The organism is Flavivirga amylovorans (genome assembly GCF_030540875.1).
GTDB classification, from domain to species: domain Bacteria; phylum Bacteroidota; class Bacteroidia; order Flavobacteriales; family Flavobacteriaceae; genus Flavivirga; species Flavivirga amylovorans.
The window spans coordinates 103,348-122,564 of record NZ_JAUOEM010000001.1; the positions used below are offsets into that span (position 1 = coordinate 103,348).

General features: G+C 34.9%; 13 protein-coding genes. 12 read left to right on the plus strand and 1 reads right to left on the minus strand.

Features of this window, described 5'->3' with window-relative positions; all coding sequences use genetic code 11:
• The 11 genes from Q4Q39_RS00320 (at position 1) to Q4Q39_RS00370 (ending at position 18,098) form a co-directional block, all read left to right on the plus strand.
• Entirely contained in the window at positions 1-1,278 is a 1,278-nt protein-coding gene (locus Q4Q39_RS00320) for a glycoside hydrolase family 117 protein (RefSeq protein WP_303280380.1), read from the plus strand.
• A gap of 9 nt (positions 1,279-1,287) precedes the next feature.
• Complete coding sequence (locus Q4Q39_RS00325; protein WP_303280381.1) at positions 1,288-3,222, plus strand: FAD-dependent oxidoreductase; 1,935 nt, start codon at positions 1,288-1,290, stop codon at positions 3,220-3,222.
• A gap of 85 nt (positions 3,223-3,307) precedes the next feature.
• Positions 3,308-4,864: a sulfatase gene (locus Q4Q39_RS00330; RefSeq protein ID WP_303280382.1), complete on the plus strand. Its 1,557-nt coding sequence runs from the start codon at positions 3,308-3,310 to the stop codon at positions 4,862-4,864.
• Between the two features lie 27 nt (positions 4,865-4,891).
• A complete protein-coding gene (locus Q4Q39_RS00335) occupies positions 4,892-6,121 on the plus strand; it encodes a glycoside hydrolase family 117 protein (protein ID WP_303280383.1) in 1,230 nt (409 codons plus the stop codon).
• 44 nt (positions 6,122-6,165) lie between these two features.
• Entirely contained in the window at positions 6,166-7,584 is a 1,419-nt protein-coding gene (locus Q4Q39_RS00340) for a sulfatase (RefSeq protein WP_303280384.1), read from the plus strand.
• 5 nt (positions 7,585-7,589) lie between these two features.
• Positions 7,590-10,079, plus strand: a complete 2,490-nt coding sequence (locus Q4Q39_RS00345) for a glycoside hydrolase family 2 TIM barrel-domain containing protein (RefSeq protein WP_303280385.1) — start codon at positions 7,590-7,592, stop codon at positions 10,077-10,079.
• Between the two features lie 3 nt (positions 10,080-10,082).
• A complete protein-coding gene (locus tag Q4Q39_RS00350; RefSeq protein ID WP_303280386.1) occupies positions 10,083-11,486 on the plus strand; it encodes an alpha-L-fucosidase in 1,404 nt (467 codons plus the stop codon).
• A 108-nt stretch (positions 11,487-11,594) separates the two neighbouring features.
• A complete protein-coding gene (locus tag Q4Q39_RS00355; protein WP_303280387.1) occupies positions 11,595-13,145 on the plus strand; it encodes a hypothetical protein in 1,551 nt (516 codons plus the stop codon).
• Between the two features lie 63 nt (positions 13,146-13,208).
• A complete protein-coding gene (locus Q4Q39_RS00360; protein ID WP_303280388.1) occupies positions 13,209-14,807 on the plus strand; it encodes a T9SS type A sorting domain-containing protein in 1,599 nt (532 codons plus the stop codon).
• An 81-nt stretch (positions 14,808-14,888) separates the two neighbouring features.
• Positions 14,889-16,274: a sulfatase gene (locus tag Q4Q39_RS00365; RefSeq protein ID WP_303280389.1), complete on the plus strand. Its 1,386-nt coding sequence runs from the start codon at positions 14,889-14,891 to the stop codon at positions 16,272-16,274.
• Positions 16,275-16,289: 15 nt separating this feature from the next.
• Positions 16,290-18,098: a right-handed parallel beta-helix repeat-containing protein gene (locus tag Q4Q39_RS00370; RefSeq protein ID WP_303280390.1), complete on the plus strand. Its 1,809-nt coding sequence runs from the start codon at positions 16,290-16,292 to the stop codon at positions 18,096-18,098.
• A gap of 31 nt (positions 18,099-18,129) precedes the next feature.
• On the opposite strand, the gene Q4Q39_RS00375 is transcribed toward Q4Q39_RS00370, so the two are convergent.
• A complete protein-coding gene (locus Q4Q39_RS00375; protein WP_303280391.1) occupies positions 18,130-18,540 on the minus strand; it encodes a winged helix-turn-helix transcriptional regulator in 411 nt (136 codons plus the stop codon).
• Positions 18,541-18,659: 119 nt separating this feature from the next.
• Here Q4Q39_RS00375 and Q4Q39_RS00380 point away from each other — a divergent pair, with 119 nt between their 5' ends.
• Complete coding sequence (locus Q4Q39_RS00380) at positions 18,660-19,214, plus strand: nuclear transport factor 2 family protein (protein ID WP_303280392.1); 555 nt, start codon at positions 18,660-18,662, stop codon at positions 19,212-19,214.
• The last annotated feature ends 3 nt before the right edge of the window (positions 19,215-19,217 follow it).

Below are 19,217 nucleotides of genomic sequence, written 5' to 3' on the forward strand. Positions count from 1 at the left end.
ATGAAATTAATTGAGAAGATGAGTCGAGTGTTGTCCATTGTAGTCATTGCTCTCTTGGTATCTTGTACCCAAACTCAAAAAAAACAAGATCAAAGCACAAAAGGCTTCCCTCAATTTTTACCGGAGGACAAACCTGATATGCCGTTGAGTAAAGCTGTCGCTAGAAATTTTGATACTTATGATACCCCTCATTTAGAGGATAATGAGCTGTATACACAATTTAAGTACACCGAAATTAAAGGTTTAGATTACAATAATTTTGATGGAACCATTACACGTAGAGATCCTTCAAAAGTGATAAAACGCAATGGGAAATATTATGTTTGGTACACCAAAAGGCATACATCTGTGCCTGTTTTAGGAGTTAAGAAAGCAAACGATACCATTGCTGCTCGAGATTGGGATTTGGCAGAAATATGGTATGCCACTTCTACCGATGGATTTAATTGGAAAGAAGAAGGTGTAGCGGTTGCTAGACCTGCTAAACCAAATCCAGGTTGGCGCTCTGTAACCACTACTGATATTTTAGAATGGAAAGGAAAGTATTATTTATATTATCAAGCTTTTCAAATAGATCCAGCTGCTAGGGGAGATGATTGTCCTGTAGCGGTGTCTTATGCTGATTCGCCTGATGGTCCTTGGACACCAACACATAAAATTGTAATCCCAAATGGAACAAAAGATGAATGGGATGGTTTCTCCATTCACGATCCTTATCCGTTGGTTTATAAAGGCAAAATTTATTTGTATTACAAATCTGATTTTGATACCAAAGCCCGTAGAGTACGTATGCAAGGTTTAGCTATTGCAGATAACCCTTTAGGGCCGTTTAAAAAACACCCTTTAAACCCTGTGTTGAATTCAGGGCACGAAACAACAATGTTTCCTTTTAAAGATGGGATTGCAGCTTTGGTTACCAGAAATGGAAATGAACATTTTACCATTCAATATGCACCAGATGGGGTGAATTTTGAAGTAAAATCTATTGTAGAGATGATGCCATATGCACCATCGCCATATATTCCAAACACTTTTGCAGATGATGGTAACGGAAGAGGAATTACATGGGGAATCTGTCACAATATAAAAGCAGCAGCTGGAAAGGGAAGGTGTTCTATATTGATGCGTTTTGATTGCGATTTGAGTTTAGACGTAAATGATCCTGAGTTTAAAAAACATGAGGTCATTCATAAACCTGATTTTTATTATAGATATGGCTTAAGTAAGGTGCAACGTGAGCGTATAGAAAAAGAAACATCCACAGATATCAATCAATAATTAGTACTTATGAAAAGGAGATCATTTTTTAAAAAAGGTGTACAAGGTGCAGTAGCAGCATCTATTATTCCCTTATCTGGCTGTTCATCAAATACATCAGGTAACCAAAAGAAGGAAGGTAACCCGGAACAATGGCAAGATTTAGGAAGTGGAAAAAAAGGGAATCCCAATAGAGATAAAGAATTACATGTAGATGTATTAATTGCTGGAGGAGGAGTAGCAGGTTGTTGTGCTGCGGTATCTGCTGCACGAAATGGCGCTAAAACTATTTTAGTACAAGACAGACCAGTACTTGGTGGTAATGGGTCAAGTGAAATTAGGGTGCATCTTAATGGTGTAACCCATCTTAAAAATGGAAAAGCAGAAAGGGAGACAGGTGTTGTTGAAGAAATACTCTTGGAAAACCGTTTTCAAAACCCGCAACAATCATGGCATGTTTGGGATCATGTGATATATGATTATGTAGCTTCGACCCCAAACTTAAAAGTAATGTTGAATACCCAAGCATTACAAGCTAATATGAAAGGCGGAAAGATTGAGTCTGTAGATTGTCTTCAATACAACACAGAAACCACTTTTAAAATTTATGCTCAGCAATTTATAGATTGTTCAGGTGATGGTTTAATGGCAGCTACTGCAGGAGCTTTATATAGAACGGGACGAGAAGGAAAAGCAGAATTTAATGAAAAATACGCGCCAGATGAGCCAGATGGATGGCAAATGGGGTCTACAATTATGTTTAGTACAAAGGATATGGGTAAACCAATGCCTTTTGAACCGCCACATTATGCCATACCGTTTGATGCTGAAAAAGCAGCTGAAAATGATAGAAAAATTAAGCAATTTACACAAGGTTATTGGTGGATTGAGGTAGGAAGCGAAAATGATATTATTGCTGAAGCTGATGAAATAAGGCAACGGCTTATGGGGCATCTTTACGGAATCTGGGATTATATCAAAAATTCAGGAAAGCACCCAGAGTCAGAAAATTTTGCCTTAGATTGGGTCGCATCAATTCCTGGTCGAAGAGAGTCCAGAAGGTTTATGGGAGATCATATTCTTATTGAAGGTGATTTATTAAGTTACAGACATTTTGAAGATGCCGTAGGTTATGGTGGATGGTCCTTAGATGAGCATAACCCTGGAGGAATTGAAAATTTATCAGACCCACCAAGTTTCTTTCATGAAAAATTCACCAAAGTTTACGAAATTCCATTTGGTAGTTTGTATTCAGTAAATATTCCAAATTTATTATTTGCTGGGAGAAATATCAGCGTAAGTCATATAGCACTATCATCTACTCGATTACAAGGAACTTGTGCAACTATGGGACAAGCTGTGGGAACTGCGGCGGCAATTTGTATTAAAAAAGAAATTTCACCAAGAGAATTGAGACAGAATCACATAAATGAGCTACAGGAACAGTTACTAAGAGATGATGCCTATATTCCAAATAGACCTGCAAAAGACTCAAACGATTTAGCAAAAAAAGCATCTATGATATTTGCAAGCTCTACAAGTTCGGGAGATGCTAAATTATTAACTAATGGCTATTCTAGAGATGTTCAAGAAAGAGATGAAATTAATCATTGGCAATCTGTTTCACTTCCTGCAGATGTAATTTTAGAATGGGAAGCGCCTCAAAATATATCTAAAATTGAAATTAAGTGTGATACAAATACACTTAAAAATATTATGATGAGGCATACACCGGGCAAGAAAGAAAAGTTTATTGAAACGGTACCACCAGAATTGACCAAATCTTTATATGTAGAAGCAAGAGTAAACGGAGCGTGGGTTAAAGTAGGGGAAGTAATAAAAAATAGGCGCCGATTAATAAAATTTAGTTTTGATTCGGTAAGAGCAACTGCTGTAAAAGTGGTGTTAACTGAAACTTATGGAGTTGAAGTAGGAAGGTTGTACGAAGTGAGGTGTTACGCATAAGTTTTAGGTGAGGCTTAACTACAGCAAAACGTGAATATATAAAAATAAAGAAATTTTAAAAGACATTAAAGAATAATAAATAAAGATGAAATTAATTGGAAAGGTAAGTCGAGTAATGTTCATTATAGCTTGTGCTATTTTGGTTAGTTGTAATTCAAATAAGGGAATTAGCAATAAAAAGGAAGTCGCTAAGGAAACTAAAGACAACAAACAAAAACCGAATGTATTGTTAATTGCCGTTGATGATGTCAATGATTGGATTGGTGCTTTAGGAGGGCATCCACAGGCTATAACACCTAATCTAGATAAGTTTTGTGACAATGCCATGGTGTTTAAAAATGCGGTGTGTGCAGCACCTATATGTGGCCCTTCACGATCGGCTATTTTATCAGGTTATATGCCTAATAGAACAGGTGTTTATGGGAATGCTACTAACATGATTTATTCTGAAATTGTAAAAAAGAATGCAACATTGCCAGAATATTTTTCTAAACATGGATATCACAGTTTATCAAACGGTAAAATATTTCATAAGCACGGTGCAGAATTCGGAACAGATTTTGGGCATTGGGCTTTTGATGAGCATGCTAGAGCAAGAAGGTATACTGATAATAGTGTAAATAGAAATCTTTCCACAGGTTCAGGAATCATAAAAGGGGTTCGAAAACCAGAATACAAAGGGAAAAGCAAATTAAGATGGGGACCAACCAATTGTGGTTTTGAGGAAATGGTAGATTATAAAGTAGCCAAATGGGGAGAGCAAAAGTTAGCAGAAGATCGTGATAAACCATTCTTTATGGCTTTAGGGTTAATTAAACCACACTTGTCTTGGTATGTGCCTCAAGAGTTTTTTGATATGTACGGTTTGGATACTTTAAAAACACCCATTGTGAATATGGATGATTTAAAAGATATCAAAAAACCAAATGGTAAATTAGTGTTTGAGCCGACTCCAGAATATGAATGGGTAACTAAACATGGTTTAGAAAAAGAAGCAACACAAGCCTATTTGGCTAATATCACATTTGCAGATGCTTGTTTGGGGATTATTTTTGATGGACTTGAAAAAAGTGGTAAAGCAGATAATACCATCGTCGTTATTTTTGGAGATCATGGATATCATTTAGGAGAAAAACAACGCTACTTAAAAAATACGCTTTGGAGCGAAGCAACCAAAACACCTTTTATTGTAAAAATGCCAGGTATGAAAGGACAATTATACAGTGATAGAACAGTTGGGTTGATAGATATTTTTCCAACATTAGTAGACCTTTGTGGACTTCCTAAAAAAGAATTAGATGGAACATCAATGGCTGCAGTATTAAAAGATCCAAACGCCAAATGGGATAGACCAGGAATTACCGTTTCTACAGGTGGTACTTCTGTAATGGGAGAAAAATGGCATTATATAAGTAACCTATCAGGAGCAGAGGAATTATACGATTTAGAAAACGACCCAATGGAATGGAACAATTTAATTGGAGAAGCAAAGTATAAAGATATTGTAAATGATATGAAAAAATGGGTGCCAACCGAACGTGTAAAGGCGGAACGTATCCATTTTAAAAAGCAAAAAAACTATGTAGATGCAGATGCTGATCCTACGATTAAAAAGATGAGGGTTTTAAGTGAATTGAACTAAATATTTTAAAGCGTTAAAGTAATAAAGATGGAAAAAATTAGGCATTTATTCATAGTAGTGATTATGATGGTTTTTTATGGAAATATTACAGCACAAGAGAAAGGTAAAACCGAAGTGTTTCCATTTTATCCACCGAAAGAAAAGCCTGACTACAAGCTTAGCAAGGCATTGGAAAGGTATTATGATGACTACAAAGGGGAACGTGCTGAAACCAACGAGCTTTTTTCGCAGTTTAGATATACCGAATTAAAAGGTTTTGACTATAACGGATATGATGGTACTAGAAACAGACGTGATCCATCAAAAGTAATTTTAGCGAACAATAAGTATTACGTTTGGTATACTCATAATCATACACCAAATAAGCCAACAAATGGAGTACCGAATTCTGATATTTGGTATGCAACTTCTAAAGACGGTTTTACTTGGGAAGAACAAGGACCGGCAATTAGTCGTCCAGAAAAACCTAATAAGGGTTGGGATGCAGTATTGACACCCGATATTTTGGTTTGGAAAGGCAAATATTATTTATACTATCAGGCGTTTGGTGATGAAAACGGGAAAAACAGACAAAATCCTGTAATCGTATCTTATGCAGACTCACCTGATGGACCATGGACAGCTTATGATAAAGTGGTGATTCCAAAAGGTAAGGAAGGAGAGTGGGACAAGAGATGTATTCATGACCCTCATCCTTTTGTTTACAAGGGGAAAATATATTTGTATTACAAATCAGATTTAGCGGGGTCAAGCCACAAAGATCTTATAAGAATGCACGGAGTGGCTACTGCAGAAGATCCTCTAGGACCTTTCGAAAAGCACCCTCTGAATCCTATTATGAATTCAGGACATGAAACAACCCTATTTCCTTTTAAAGATGGGATGGCTGCTTTTGTGATAAAAGATGGGAATGAAAGATCTACGATTCAGTATGCTAAAGATGGTGTCAACTTCGAAGTCAAGGCAACAGCAAAATATATGCCTTTAGCTGGAGGACCTTTTGTACCAGATGCATTTACGAATACTGATTATGGTCGTGGAATTACATGGGGTATCTCTTTTGCAGAACCTGGAGAAGGAAAAAAAGGAAATATATTACTTCGCTTTGATTGTGATTTAAGTTTAGATGTTCATGATGAAGCAATGAAAAAAAGACCACCTTTATTGGATGCCGATTTTCTTATCAAATTGAAACTGGACGAAGAGCAAAGAGTTAGAATAACAAAGGAGAACCAAAAGTATATCAAATCAGAATAATAGAAAAGATGCCCGAAGGGGCTAAAAAATAATTTTTTAGAAAGATGAAAAAAATACTCATAGTAATTACTGCTTTATATTTTGGGCAGATAGCGATTGCACAGGAAAAAAAAGCCGAAAAGCCTAATATTGTTTTGTTTTTTGTGGATGATTTGGGATGGAATAATTTAGGATACAGAAATCCGGAAATATTTAAAACACCTAATATTGATCAATTGGCTAAAGAATCTGTCGATTTTCCGCAAGCTTATGTCGTGAGCCCGAGTTGTAGTCCATCTCGTGCTATGCTAGTTACCGGGAAACATGCTGCTCGTATCAATATGGTTCGTCATATATCTGATATTGATGGGAAAGCTGTTGAAATGATTATGAATGAAAAAGGGGAGCCAGAACATCATATTTGGAAAGCAGACCCTGCTCAAGAACCAAGTAAAAACTGGTTGGATTTAGAACATGTTACGTATGCTGAAGCTCTAAAAAAACAAGGATATTATAATTTATTTGCTGGTAAATGGCATTTAGGGTCTAAAGAATACCACCCAATTCACCAAGGATTTGATAGACAAATTGGAACGACTGATCACGGACATCCATCTAGTTATTATCCAGATTTTTTTGATGATGAACCTGTTTTTGAAGATGCCGCAGAAAAAGATGAATATTTAACGGATAGATTGACCAACGAAGTGGTAGGTTTTATTGAAGATTATAAACAAGAAAAGCCTTTTATGCTTTCTATGTGGTACTATAATGTGCATAGTCCAAATATTGGAAGAAAAGATTTGATTCCTAATTTTGAAAATAACCCTGGTCTAAAAGGAAAAGTACAAAGAAAAGGACAGGATCTTTTGGTAGAATATGCGGCTCAAGTTATGGCTGTGGATGAATCGGTAGGAAAGATAAGAGCAGCTTTAAAGGAAAAAGGAATTGATAAGAATACCGTAATTATTTTTACATCAGACCAAGGAAGTTTATTTGAATGGGAGCCATACAGAGGTGCTAAAAAAACATTTACTTTAGGAGAAGGGGGCTGTAGAGTGCCGTTCATCATCAACTGGCCAGGAGTAACCAAATCGGGTTCTATCAATAGAAATGTAGTGAAAACCACCGATGTTTTTCCAACTTTGGTAGAAATTGCAGGAGGAAATCCTGAAGATTATAAAGACTTAGATGGGGTTTCGCTAGTAAGTACAATAAAAAAGAATAAAAAAATAAAAAGAGACGATCCTTTTGTTGGATATAGGTCATACAAAGATTTGTATGCTTCAGTACGTGAAGGAGAATGGAAATTATTAGGTTATAGAAGTGGTAAAGTAGAATTATATAATGTAGAAAAAGATAGGGTAGAAGCAAATGATGTAGCAGAGAAAAACCCTAGAAAAGTCAAAAAATTATTAAAGAAATTAAAAAAATGGGAAGTGGATATGGGTGTAGAACAGTATTCAGGTTTCAATAAAAAGTAGTGATCATGAAAATGTTAAAGTATATCCTATTTCAAGTTTTATTCTTGACCAATTTAGCCTTATTCGCACAAGGGGTTACTCAAGCACGTAATGAGCAAAATTTCAATAAAGATTGGCTTTTTTCCTTGGGAGACAATCCCCAATACAGAGAAGTTAAGTTTGAAGATGAGGGTTGGCGCAAACTGAATGTACCACACGATTGGAGTATTGAAGGAGAGTATCAACCTGATGCCTACAAAGGATTTAGAACAGGTTTTTTTCCTGAAGGAATAGGATGGTATCGCAAACATTTTAAGGTAGATAAAAACAAAACGAACAAGCAGTTTGTCATTCAGTTTGATGGCGTTTACATGAATTCAGAAGTTTGGGTAAATGGTCGTTATTGTGGTCGTAGACCTTATGGATATGCAACTTTTCAGTATGACATAACAGCTCATTTAAAGTTTGGCGAAGAGAATATCATTGCGGTAAGAGTCGACAATTCTGTTCCAGCGGGTTCTCGTTGGTATGCAGGATCTGGAATCTACAGAAACGTACATTTAATAGAGACCAATTTTGTGCATTTTAGAGAAATGGATGGTATTTATATTACAACACCTGTTGCAGAAAAAGATAAGGCAACGGTTAAAGCGGAATATATCATATCGTCAAGTTTTTTTAACGACGAAGAGATTAAACTATTCAAAAAGAATAAATGGAATCGTCAAGAAGATAGATGGGAAAATTCACCAAGAGCACATAACTGTATCATCCGTTCTATTATTTATGATGCGAAAGGGAAAGAAGTGGCTAGGGATGAAAAAGAAGCAGAAATTTTTAACTACGACAAAGCATTTAAAATATCGCAAGATATAGAAGTGAAAAATCCCAAAAGATGGTCAGATACGCAACCATATTTATACACTGTTAAAAGTGAAATTGAATGGAATGGGACTATCGTAGACGATCAAATCACCACAATTGGTATCCGTAAGTTAGAGTTCAATTTAGAAAAAGGGTTTTTGGTAAATGGAGAAAGAAAGTTGTTAAAAGGTGTTTGTTTACATCATGACGGTGGCGCTGTAGGAGTAGCTGTTCCTGAAAAAACACAATACTATCGTTTAAAAAAGTTAAAAAAAACAGGTTGTAATGCGGTAAGAACTGCTCACAATCCGTTTGCTCCTGAATTTTACCGAATATGTGATGAATTGGGGATTTATGTAATGAATGAAATTTTAGATGAATGGACGAGTGCTTGGGGCTATAATTTTACAGATTACAATACTTCAAAGGCAGGAAATGCTTTTGCGCATCATTTTAATCAATGGTATGAAACAGAAATGAAATCTACCATTTACAGAGATAGAAATCATCCATCTGTGGTAATGTGGAGTGTAGGGAATGAATTGCCTGAATTGAGATCAGAACCTATCAAAGCAAAAGAAATAGCAAACAAACTAATAGCGATAGCTCATAAAGAAGATGCAACAAGGCCTGTAACTTTTGGAAATAATGGGCCACATGCAGGCTTTGAAACCGATGTGGACATTTTAGGGCTAAATTACGTGATGGAAAATTATGATCATGCTGTAAGAGGCTCAAATATTTATGAAGCAGATCATAAAAAGTATCCTAATAAATTAATAGTGGGTACAGAAACGTCTAGAAATGAAATAGACTATTATTTAGCTTACAGAGATAACCCTTATGTGATTGGCCAATTTATATGGACAGGGATTCAATATTTTGGAGAGGTAAAAGCTAAAAAAGCTGGACTACGAGGTTGGGTGGCTTCTTTATTAGATATGAGCTTGAATTTATTACCATCAGGAGCCTTGTATTCTTCCGCTTGGAATGATAATCCTACAGTGCATATCACCACCTCCGAAACATCACCTGATGCTGATCAGCGATACGAGATTATTCCTATTACAGGAGAAAGAGTATACCAAAATACAAGAGATAAGTTTCACTGGAACTGGGAAAAATCGGGTGAGAAATATGTAACCGTTTACAGTAACTGTGAAGAGATAGAATTGAAACTAAACGGTAAATCTTTAGGTCGTAAAAAAACAGATTTTACGAAATATGCTACGCAATGGGTTTTGGATTACCAAGAAGGAGCGTTAGAAGCCATTGGTTATAACAAAGGTAAAAAAGTAAGTAGCAACAAGTTGGTAACTGCTAAAGAGCCTGCAAAAATTAAAGCGAAACCTTATTATAAAGGCTTAAAGGCGGATGGTGTAGATGTTAATATTATAGAAGTATCTATCACAGATGAAAAAGGGAATTTAGTACCAACAGCTACTAACGATATCAAGGTAGAAGTTTCTGGAGGTGCCAAATTATTGGTCATTGATACTGGGAATTTATACTACAAAGGGAACTTTAAAACAGATCATAGAAATGCTGCGAATGGTTATATAACCGTAACGGTACAATCTAATGGTAAAGAGGAACCTGTAAAAATTAAGTTCACGTCTGAAGGATTAGAAACTGAAGAAATAAAATTATAACTAATGAAATATTTTTATAACAGAATACTATTAATAAGTATATCAATCATTTTGTTTTCTTGCGGAGAGAAAAAAGACAAGCCTGTTGAGGTGGAAAAAGTAACCTCTAAAGAACAAGCGGTTTTAGATTTTATCAATCAAAAATTTGGAATGTTTATTCATTTTAACATGAGTACATTTCAAGAAGAAGCCACTGGAGGTTGGGCAACGCCTAATGTAGATCCTAAAATATTTGCCCCAACAAATGTAGATTGTAACCAATGGGCAAAAGCAGCGAAATCTGCTAAAATGAATTATGCTGTTTTTACAACAAAACATCACGATGGTTTTTGTTTATGGGACTCTAAGGTTACCGATTATGACATTGCGAATAGTACTTACCAAGGAGGAGATATTGTAAAAAAATATGCAGATGCCTTTAGAAAGGAAGGGATTAAAGTAGGTTTGTACTTTTCTGTTTGGGATAGAACACACGAAATAGAGCATGATAAGATCACCGAAGAAAAAATACAGTTTACCAAAGATCAATTAACAGAATTATTGACCAACTATGGTAAAGTAGAATGTATTGTGATTGATGGTTGGGGGTCTAAATGGGGTAAAGGTCCAGACTTTGAGGATATTCCTTATGCTACTTTAGCAGATCATATCCATTCTATTCAGCCGAACTGTTTGGTCATCAATCATAGTTGTCGTACAGATTTAGATGTTACCCAAGTGGTACATTACGAAGCTACACATGGTCAGCATTGTCCTTATGATAATACAATTCCATCTCAACAAGGACCAACGATTCAGCCTAAATGGTTTTGGGAGAAGGGGAACGAAAATGGACCTTTAAAATCGGTTAAAGACATTAAAGAAGAATTGAATTTTGCGAATGCACATTATTCAAATTACTTGTTAAATGCTGCACCTAACGCTATAGGTTTGATGGATGATAATGTAGTTGAGCGTTTGAAAGAAGTAGGAGCGTCTATCACATTATCTGCACCATTGGCAGCATTGCCAGAATTAAAACCAGTTCATCAAGGTGTTACTGTTAGAGCATCAAGTTATAGCAATGATAATTACAAACCAGAGAATGTTATTGATTGTGATTTGTTTACAAGATGGCAATATACAGATGAAGATCAAGAACGCTGGGTGGAGTTAGATTTTGGAGAGCCAAAGGTATTTAACAGAGTGATTTGTGGTGCTTATAGAGGAGGTATTGAAGCTTTTAAAGTAGAGGCTTTAGTTGATGGTCAATGGAAGTTATTAACCACTGGAACCAGTTTGAGGAATAATTTCAACAGGAGTTTTGATGAGGTAAATGCACAAAAATATAGATTGGTTATTACAGAAGGGCATAAGTTCAAAAAGAGCAATCCTATGTTGGCAGAATTTACTTTGGTTAAATACTAAACCATGTAAAAAACATATGCCAATTTGGCAAGTAACTCATCTTCTGAGGTTCTCTACTAGAGATAAAGGAGTGAAATTAAAATTATAAACTGTAAAATCATCTATCTAATGCAAATATTAAAACCCAATTCCTTTCTGTTTTTTATAATCATAATATGCTCAACAACTATTGTAAAATCACAAACGAATCTTGTCGATTATTATACCAACGTAATTTCTGAAACTAAAAAAAACACGGTTAAACTTAATAACCGTCTGTCGAATAGTACAGATATGACTGCCGATTTACAAAAACTAATAGATGAAGTTTCTAAATATCAAAAAGGAGATAAAAAAGGAGGAACCATTCTTATTAAAAAAAAGAAAAAAGGAGCATCTATTTACAGGCTTAGAAATATCCAGTTAAAATCAAATGTACGGTTAAAAATAGATAAAGAAGTCATCATAAAACCATTCAACCCTAGCAAACCAGGTTACTGTGTACTGAAAGTTGGAGAAAGTATTAAAGGAATTGAAAATGTAGAAATTGTATGTGCCGATAAAAATAAAAAATTCACCATTGACATTAGTGAAACCAGAGGAAACAGAGAACCTGGTTCATACAACGTAAGAGCTGTTGGTGTTGTATGTGTTGATAATTTTCTGATTTCAGATTTTCACATCATAGACAATCAATCTAAAATATCTGCTATTTTATTCAACGGTTATTTTACTGATAAAAACACGAAGCTTCACGGAATTCCTAAAAACGGAATTTTACAAAACGTGAGTTCTGAAAACATGCACAGAGGATACTCTCTATGTCAAGTACAAATGGTAAAAAACGTTTTATTCCGAAATATGCACGCTAAAGATGCCCCTGCGGCATTAAACTTTGAATCTGGTGCGGGTATTGCCAATATTCCAACCTATGAACAAACAGAGCTAGGGATTGTTGACGATATTAGAGTGGAAAACATCAGCTGTACCAATTGTGTAAGAGTGGTTGGTTTTAGTCCTCACGTTAGAATTAATGGTAGTGTTTATGTAGATGGCGTTACAGCTAACCAATGTATGACAGCTGTTGAAGTATCACCTGGTTTTATTGATGCAGCGGTATCTTCAAAAATTAAAAACATCCAAGCAAAACCTACAGCAAATGACCCAAAAGCTTTTAAAAGAGGTTCTTATAAAAATATTGTGGTAAGAAATGTAGTATTCAATTATAAAAAATTCACATTATACCCAGAGGCAGTTGCCAGAAGAACAGTAGCTCCTGTTAGTTTAGAAACAGTTGAAAGAGCTGATGCGCATTTAACATACGATGAATTGATGGCTAAATACGCCAAAGAAGGAGAAGAACTTTACAACAAAGAGTACAGCAGAATTACAGCTATTCCTGTTGATCAAAGAAGCGAAAAAGACAAAAAAATCTTAGAAGTACTTTCTCTTGATGATTTACAAACCACAGGTCACTACACTATTGATGTAAGTGAAGATGATGTAACGATTAATAATATTGACCAATTGAGGATTGATCAAGGAGGAACAGAAAATAGTAAGGTTAGAAAAATTGTTTATGAAGATGAACCTTCTGTTTGTGAAGATATTAGAGAAGGTTTTGTGATGGTACACAGAAAAGGAAAAAGATTTCAAGCTGGAAATAAGAAAAAACATTAAGGCGTTGCTTTTATCAATCTTTAATTAAGCATAGAATAACAAAAAAATAAAATTAATGATTTTATGAAGAAAGCTATACTATCAACAATTATGATGATAATTACTACTATTTGCCAAGGGCAATTAACACCAAATTTTGATGGTGTTGTTGGTACTTATCAGAGAACTTTAGTGGGCACAGGTTTTAATGATGAAACATCAAACTTACAAGTATTGGTAGATGATGTCTCGTCTCAACCTAACGGAGGCACGATAATTATTTCTGGTGAAATGACATTAAGTAGAGTGCTTATGAAATCTAATGTGCATATTGATATTTCTAAAGGAACAGTTCTTAAAGGAGCTATAAGTCCAATGTTTGATATCGCTAGGAGATCTCAAACAGAAATAGAAAATATTAAGATTTTTTGCAGTAACTGTGACCGAACAAAACCTAATGATGATATTACAGAAAAATATGTTATTGATATATCACATCTCAATTCCAATGATAGGTATAGGGCTTTTCAGTTAGGGAATGTTTTTAACTTTTGGATTTCAGATTATTATGTACAAGATAATAAGTCGATATGGTCATCAATGTCATTAAACCCAATAATTAATACAATTAGTACAAACGGAGAAACGCATCAAGGATTATGGGATTATGATGTTATAGCCTCTCCTACTAAAGGAGATGTTCGTTACGCGCATGGAGAAACATTTCATACAGGTTATGGTTTAATTCAGGTGCAATGTGCAAAGAATGTAAATTTTGAGCAGCTATCTGGAGTTGGAGGCGTTACCTTACGATTAGAGTCTGGAGCTTCTATACAATACGTTGGTACAGAAAATGAGCGAGAACATGGTGTGGTGAAAGGTATAAAAGCGTATGATTTATTTTTAGAAAATGGCTTTACATGTGTTTCAATGTCACCACATGGAAGAATTAATGAAGATGTGTATTTAGATAATATTAGATCTAAATCATCTGTATATACTGTTGATTTTTCGGCAGGCTTTTTTGATAGGGAATTGCGAGTGTTAGACACAGATCCAACTATTGTGGATCCCGTAAAATTTAAAAAAGGAAGATTTATAGGACCAATAATAATCAAAGCGATACACGGTGAATTTGGTACAAGTGCCGTAGGAAGAAAAGTAGAATACGATTATATTGAAAAAGCATTTAGAGATGCAAACCCTTGGACAAGTTTGCCAATGGAAACATCTAACACCAGAATTATAGCCTCGGCTCCTCCTTTGGGATATCATTCTATTCCATTTGAAGGTGCTACACCAAATATTGTTGAGGGCGAATATACCGCTACAATTGATGGCTCAATTACGAGTACAGGATTTCCAAGCTGTATCACTTCATTTTACAATAATATCACTTACGAGGATGACAGAAACAATGTTGATTGTAGCGCTTTGGGAATTAGCGATTTTAAAAAAGGAGATGTACAGTTTTTTCCAAATCCAGTAATAGATATTTTAACAATTAATCATCCAATTTCTAGTAGTATAACAATATATGATAGTATAGGAAAATTGATTTTTAAAAAAATAGCACCTGAAGCAACGTCTCTTATAGATGTTACTAATTATAATACGGGTTTGTATTATTTTAAGGTCACATCTATTTATGGAACAAAAGCGGAACGTATCATAATTAAATAAATATCCAAAGTGACTTTTCATAATATAAGAACAGTAGTATTGGTCTTTTTTTTATTAGCAATATTAAATTGTAAAAGTAATGTGCTAAAAACAGAAAAAAAACCAAACGTACTTTTTATTGCAATTGATGATTTAAATGCTTGTTTGGATGGAATGAATGGCGAAATACAGGTTGCTACACCTAACATCAATCAATTAGCAAGCAAAGGCATGTTATTTACAAATGCACATTGTGCTGCACCAGCTTGTAACCCGTCTCGGGTAAGTGTAATGACAGGTTTGGCACCAGCCACTACAGGCGTATATGTAAATACTCAAGATTGGAGAGAAAATACCTTTCTTAAGAATAAAACAACGCTGCCTCAACATTTTAAGAATAATGGCTATGCAACTTTTGGAGGTGGAAAGTTGTACCATGCTGCTTCTTTAACAAAAAAGGGGTACTCAGGTTATATAGATGCTAAGCCTTGGGACGCTTATTTTCCATCTAAAACAAGGCAAATGCCAAATGAAATAGCGCCAGAAACTATTCCTGTTAATGGAAATAAAGCATTTTATCATGGGTATTTCGATTGGGCAGCTTTAAATATAGAACCGCATGAAATGGCAGACGCCAAAGTAGTATCTTGGGCAGAAGGAATATTATCTCAATCTCACGATAAACCTTTGTTTTTAGCAGTAGGTATATACAGACCTCATATTCCTTGGTGGACGCCCAAAGCGTATTTTGACAAATATCCTATTGATGAAATTGAATTACCTGAAGTGCAAGAAAACGATTTGGATGATGTTCCTGAAGCAGGTAAAAACATGGCGAAACGTAATTGGCATAAATGGATAAAAGATCAAGGTAAATGGAAACAAGCTGTTCAAGCCTATAAAGCTTCTGTTAGTTTTACAGACGATATGGTAGGGCGCCTTTTAAAAGCTCTTGAAACAGGACCAATGAAAGATAATACCATTGTTGTTTTATGGTCTGATCATGGATACCATTTAGGGCAAAAAGAGCATTGGGAAAAGTTTGCATTATGGGAACAAACCACCAGAGTGCCTTTAATTTTGGCAGCTCCAGGTAAAACTTCTGAAGGAAAAAGTAGTTCGCAACCTGTAAGTTTACTGGATTTGTATCCTACTTTAAATGAGTTGTGCGGTATTCCTGTTAAAGAAAAGTTAGATGGAGAAAGCTTAGTGCCTTTATTGGAAACCCCTGATTTAAAAACAGGAAGAGCGGTCATATCCACTCAAAAATTTAATAATCATGCTGTACGATCAGAAAAGTGGAGATACATTAGATATAGTGATGGTTCGGAAGAATTATACAACCAAGAAAAGGATCCTAAGAATTTTGAAAACTTAATTGGTAAGCAGGGGTATAGCAAAGTTATTGAAGACTTATCAATTTGGTTGCCTAAAACAAATGCAGAAAAGAATCCGTTGAAAGTTCACAAGAAAAGTAAACAGAAATAACAAGATAAATATATCATGAATAAATTTTTAAAACTAATACTACTATCAATTGCCTTTTTGCAACTTACCCATGCGCAAACTGTTGTTAATGTAGTAGATTGGGGAATTCTACCTGGGAAAGATGCCACATTAGAATTAAATGAGTTGATCGCTTCTTTAAAAGGACAAGAAAACGTCATCGTTAACTTTCCTAAAGGAACGTATCAGTTTTATCCCGAAAATGCTTTTGAACAATACAGGGCTGTTACTAATCATGACAATAGTTTAAAAAGGATGGCGTTTCCAATGTTTGGCTTAAACGGTGTTACTATAGAAGGAAATGATTCTGAATTTATTTTTCATGGTAGACTGTGTCCGTTTATTGTTGAAGGAGGTCAGAACATCACTTTAAAAAACTTTTCAATCAATTGGGAAATTCCTTTTCAAGCAGAACTTAAAGTAATAGAAACCAATAAGGCTGAAAATTCTTTTACAGCAAAAGTAACGACCAATCACAAGTATAAAGTTAAAGGAGAGAAAATTTACTTTCAACATTATAATTGGGAAGATCCTATCGGTCAAAACACGCCTTTTGATCCTGAAACAAAATCGCCTATTTGGGATTCTAGACCTTACAGTTTCAACATCAGCAAAGCAATAGCTACTGATGTAGGGAATGGGCAAATAAAATTTAAGAATGCCATGAAGAAGTTGCCACCTGTTGGGACTGTTGTGGTAAATCATGGCCCACAGGGAACTAATAGATTGGTACAAGCGATTCATTTATCAAATACAAAAGATACATATATAGAAAATGTGACCATTTACGCTGCGGGTGGAATGGGCTTGATTGCAGAGCGCTGTGAGAATATTCATTTAAATGCTTATAAAATCACTTCTAGTGAAGGTCGTATGTCAGCCACAAGAGCAGATGCCACCCATTTTTTAGGGTGTAAAGGTTTGATAAAGTTAGAGAATTGTTTGTTGGAGCATATGTTGGATGATGGTATTAATGTTCATGGAGCTTATGTGAAAGTCGCTGAATATTTAGGTGATAATCAGTTTTTATGCGAAATCAGTCATTGGCAACAATGGGGGTTGATATTTGCTGAACCAGGAGATGAGGTCACATTGATTTCAAGAGAAACCGTATTGCCTATATTGAAAACAAGCGTTAAAGAGATAAAGATTTTAAACGAACAAAAGTTTTTATTAACGGTTAACGAAGTGCCCGAATATATGCCAAAAGGATTGTTGTCATTTGAAAATATCACTTGGAATCCAGACTTGGAAATGAAGAACAATATTATTAGAGAAAATAGGGCAAGATCGGTATTAGTGACTACAAAAGGTAAAGTAACTATTGAAAATAACTATTTCTCGTCACAGATGCACGGCATTTTAATAGAAGGTGATAATAACAAATGGTACGAATCGGGTGGAGTGACAGATATCACCATAAAAAATAATGTATTCGAAAATATAGGTTATGGAGATGATACCAGATATCCTTTATATATCTCACCATTATTAAGACCAGAACAAAGGTTAGGAGAAGATAAATACCATTACAATATCAATTTCATTAACAATAAAATCAAAAGTTTCAACGGGCATTTGGTCTATGCAAAATCAGTAAAAGGATTGGTGTTAAAAGGAAATGAAATCATACTTGATGATACATATCCAACTGGAGCACAAAAAACACCGCTTGTATTTGATTATTGTGAAAATGTATCTCTGGAGAAAAATAAATTCTCAGGTTTTAGTTGGCCTATTACTATAGAAAAGGTGGACAGTGATACGAACTTTAAGTTAAAAAAGAACGAAGGGGTTTCTAGATAACGTGGGTTGGTTTGGTATTTATTCAAAGTCGCTATAACTTATTTTTTCCTTTGGTTTTTTTGTAAATGGTTCGAAGTCTATCCTCCCAATCCACTGACCAATTGTAAAAACTTGACAAAGGCTCAACAAGGCTCTTTCCAAATTCTGTTAACGTATATTCTACGCGAGGTGGTACCTCAGGATATACTTTTCGTGAAATCATTCCATATTTCAATAGTGTCTTTAATGTCTGCGATAGCATTTTAGGAGAAATACCGATAACCTGTTTTTGTAAATCGCTATTTCGTTTTGTGCCTTGCATTAGAGTAGTCAAGATTAACAGAGTCCATTTATCGGCTATCAAAGCAAAGGATACCTGTATAATACAGTTCTCATCAAAAACGGTTCTAGAGTTCAAAGATTCTAAGTATGAAATTTTTTTTATTTTTTTTTCGACTTCCATTACTATTGTTTATTTATTTACTACCTAAAAGTAAGTTATGCACTATTCAGTGCCCTCTTGCGTGATACAAGTATACTACATAAATTTGTAAAATAATTAGAAATTTAAAAAAGAATAAGATGAAAACAAAAACATTCAACCCAATATTAGCAATTTTAATTGCTGTATTTCTGACAAATATGTATTGGGTTCAAGCCCAAAAAAAGCAAACCAAAACAAATGGTGAAGCAATTTCAATACATGAAAAAGAACAAGAAAAAATAGTTCAGGATTTATTGGAAGCCTTCAATTTAGGTGCCGAAAATGTACTCGAGCTTTTTGATGAAGAAGCCATTATTGAATATCCATATGCCTATTCATTGGGTACACCTTCTTCTTTGAATAAAACACAATATGCCAATTATTTAAAAGGTGCTCTTGCGAACATGCCCGATATAACATTCTCACAAGTAAAAAGTTATACAACAGAAAACCATATCGTATGGGCAGAATTTCATGGAGAGGTGATTATTCCATCAACAAATAAACTATACCAACAAGACTATGTGGCTAGATTTACGCTTAAAAATGGAAAGATTATACACTATAAAGAATATTGGAATCCGATGGCAGTATCGGCTATGGGAGACCATAAAGAGGTAAATGAAATGTTTAACGATAAATCAAAACAATAAATT

Coding starts and splice junctions, on each gene's coding strand:
- Q4Q39_RS00320 (WP_303280380.1), top strand. CDS start 1: ATGAAATTAATTGAGAAGATGAGTCGAGTGTTGTCCATTGTAGTCATT.
- Q4Q39_RS00325 (WP_303280381.1), top strand. CDS start 1,288: ATGAAAAGGAGATCATTTTTTAAAAAAGGTGTACAAGGTGCAGTAGCA.
- Q4Q39_RS00330 (WP_303280382.1), top strand. CDS start 3,308: ATGAAATTAATTGGAAAGGTAAGTCGAGTAATGTTCATTATAGCTTGT.
- Q4Q39_RS00335 (WP_303280383.1), top strand. CDS start 4,892: ATGGAAAAAATTAGGCATTTATTCATAGTAGTGATTATGATGGTTTTT.
- Q4Q39_RS00340 (WP_303280384.1), top strand. CDS start 6,166: ATGAAAAAAATACTCATAGTAATTACTGCTTTATATTTTGGGCAGATA.
- Q4Q39_RS00345 (WP_303280385.1), top strand. CDS start 7,590: ATGAAAATGTTAAAGTATATCCTATTTCAAGTTTTATTCTTGACCAAT.
- Q4Q39_RS00350 (WP_303280386.1), top strand. CDS start 10,083: ATGAAATATTTTTATAACAGAATACTATTAATAAGTATATCAATCATT.
- Q4Q39_RS00355 (WP_303280387.1), top strand. CDS start 11,595: ATGCAAATATTAAAACCCAATTCCTTTCTGTTTTTTATAATCATAATA.
- Q4Q39_RS00360 (WP_303280388.1), top strand. CDS start 13,209: ATGAAGAAAGCTATACTATCAACAATTATGATGATAATTACTACTATT.
- Q4Q39_RS00370 (WP_303280390.1), top strand. CDS start 16,290: ATGAATAAATTTTTAAAACTAATACTACTATCAATTGCCTTTTTGCAA.
- Q4Q39_RS00375 (WP_303280391.1), bottom strand. CDS start 18,540: ATGGAAGTCGAAAAAAAAATAAAAAAAATTTCATACTTAGAATCTTTG.
- Q4Q39_RS00380 (WP_303280392.1), top strand. CDS start 18,660: ATGAAAACAAAAACATTCAACCCAATATTAGCAATTTTAATTGCTGTA.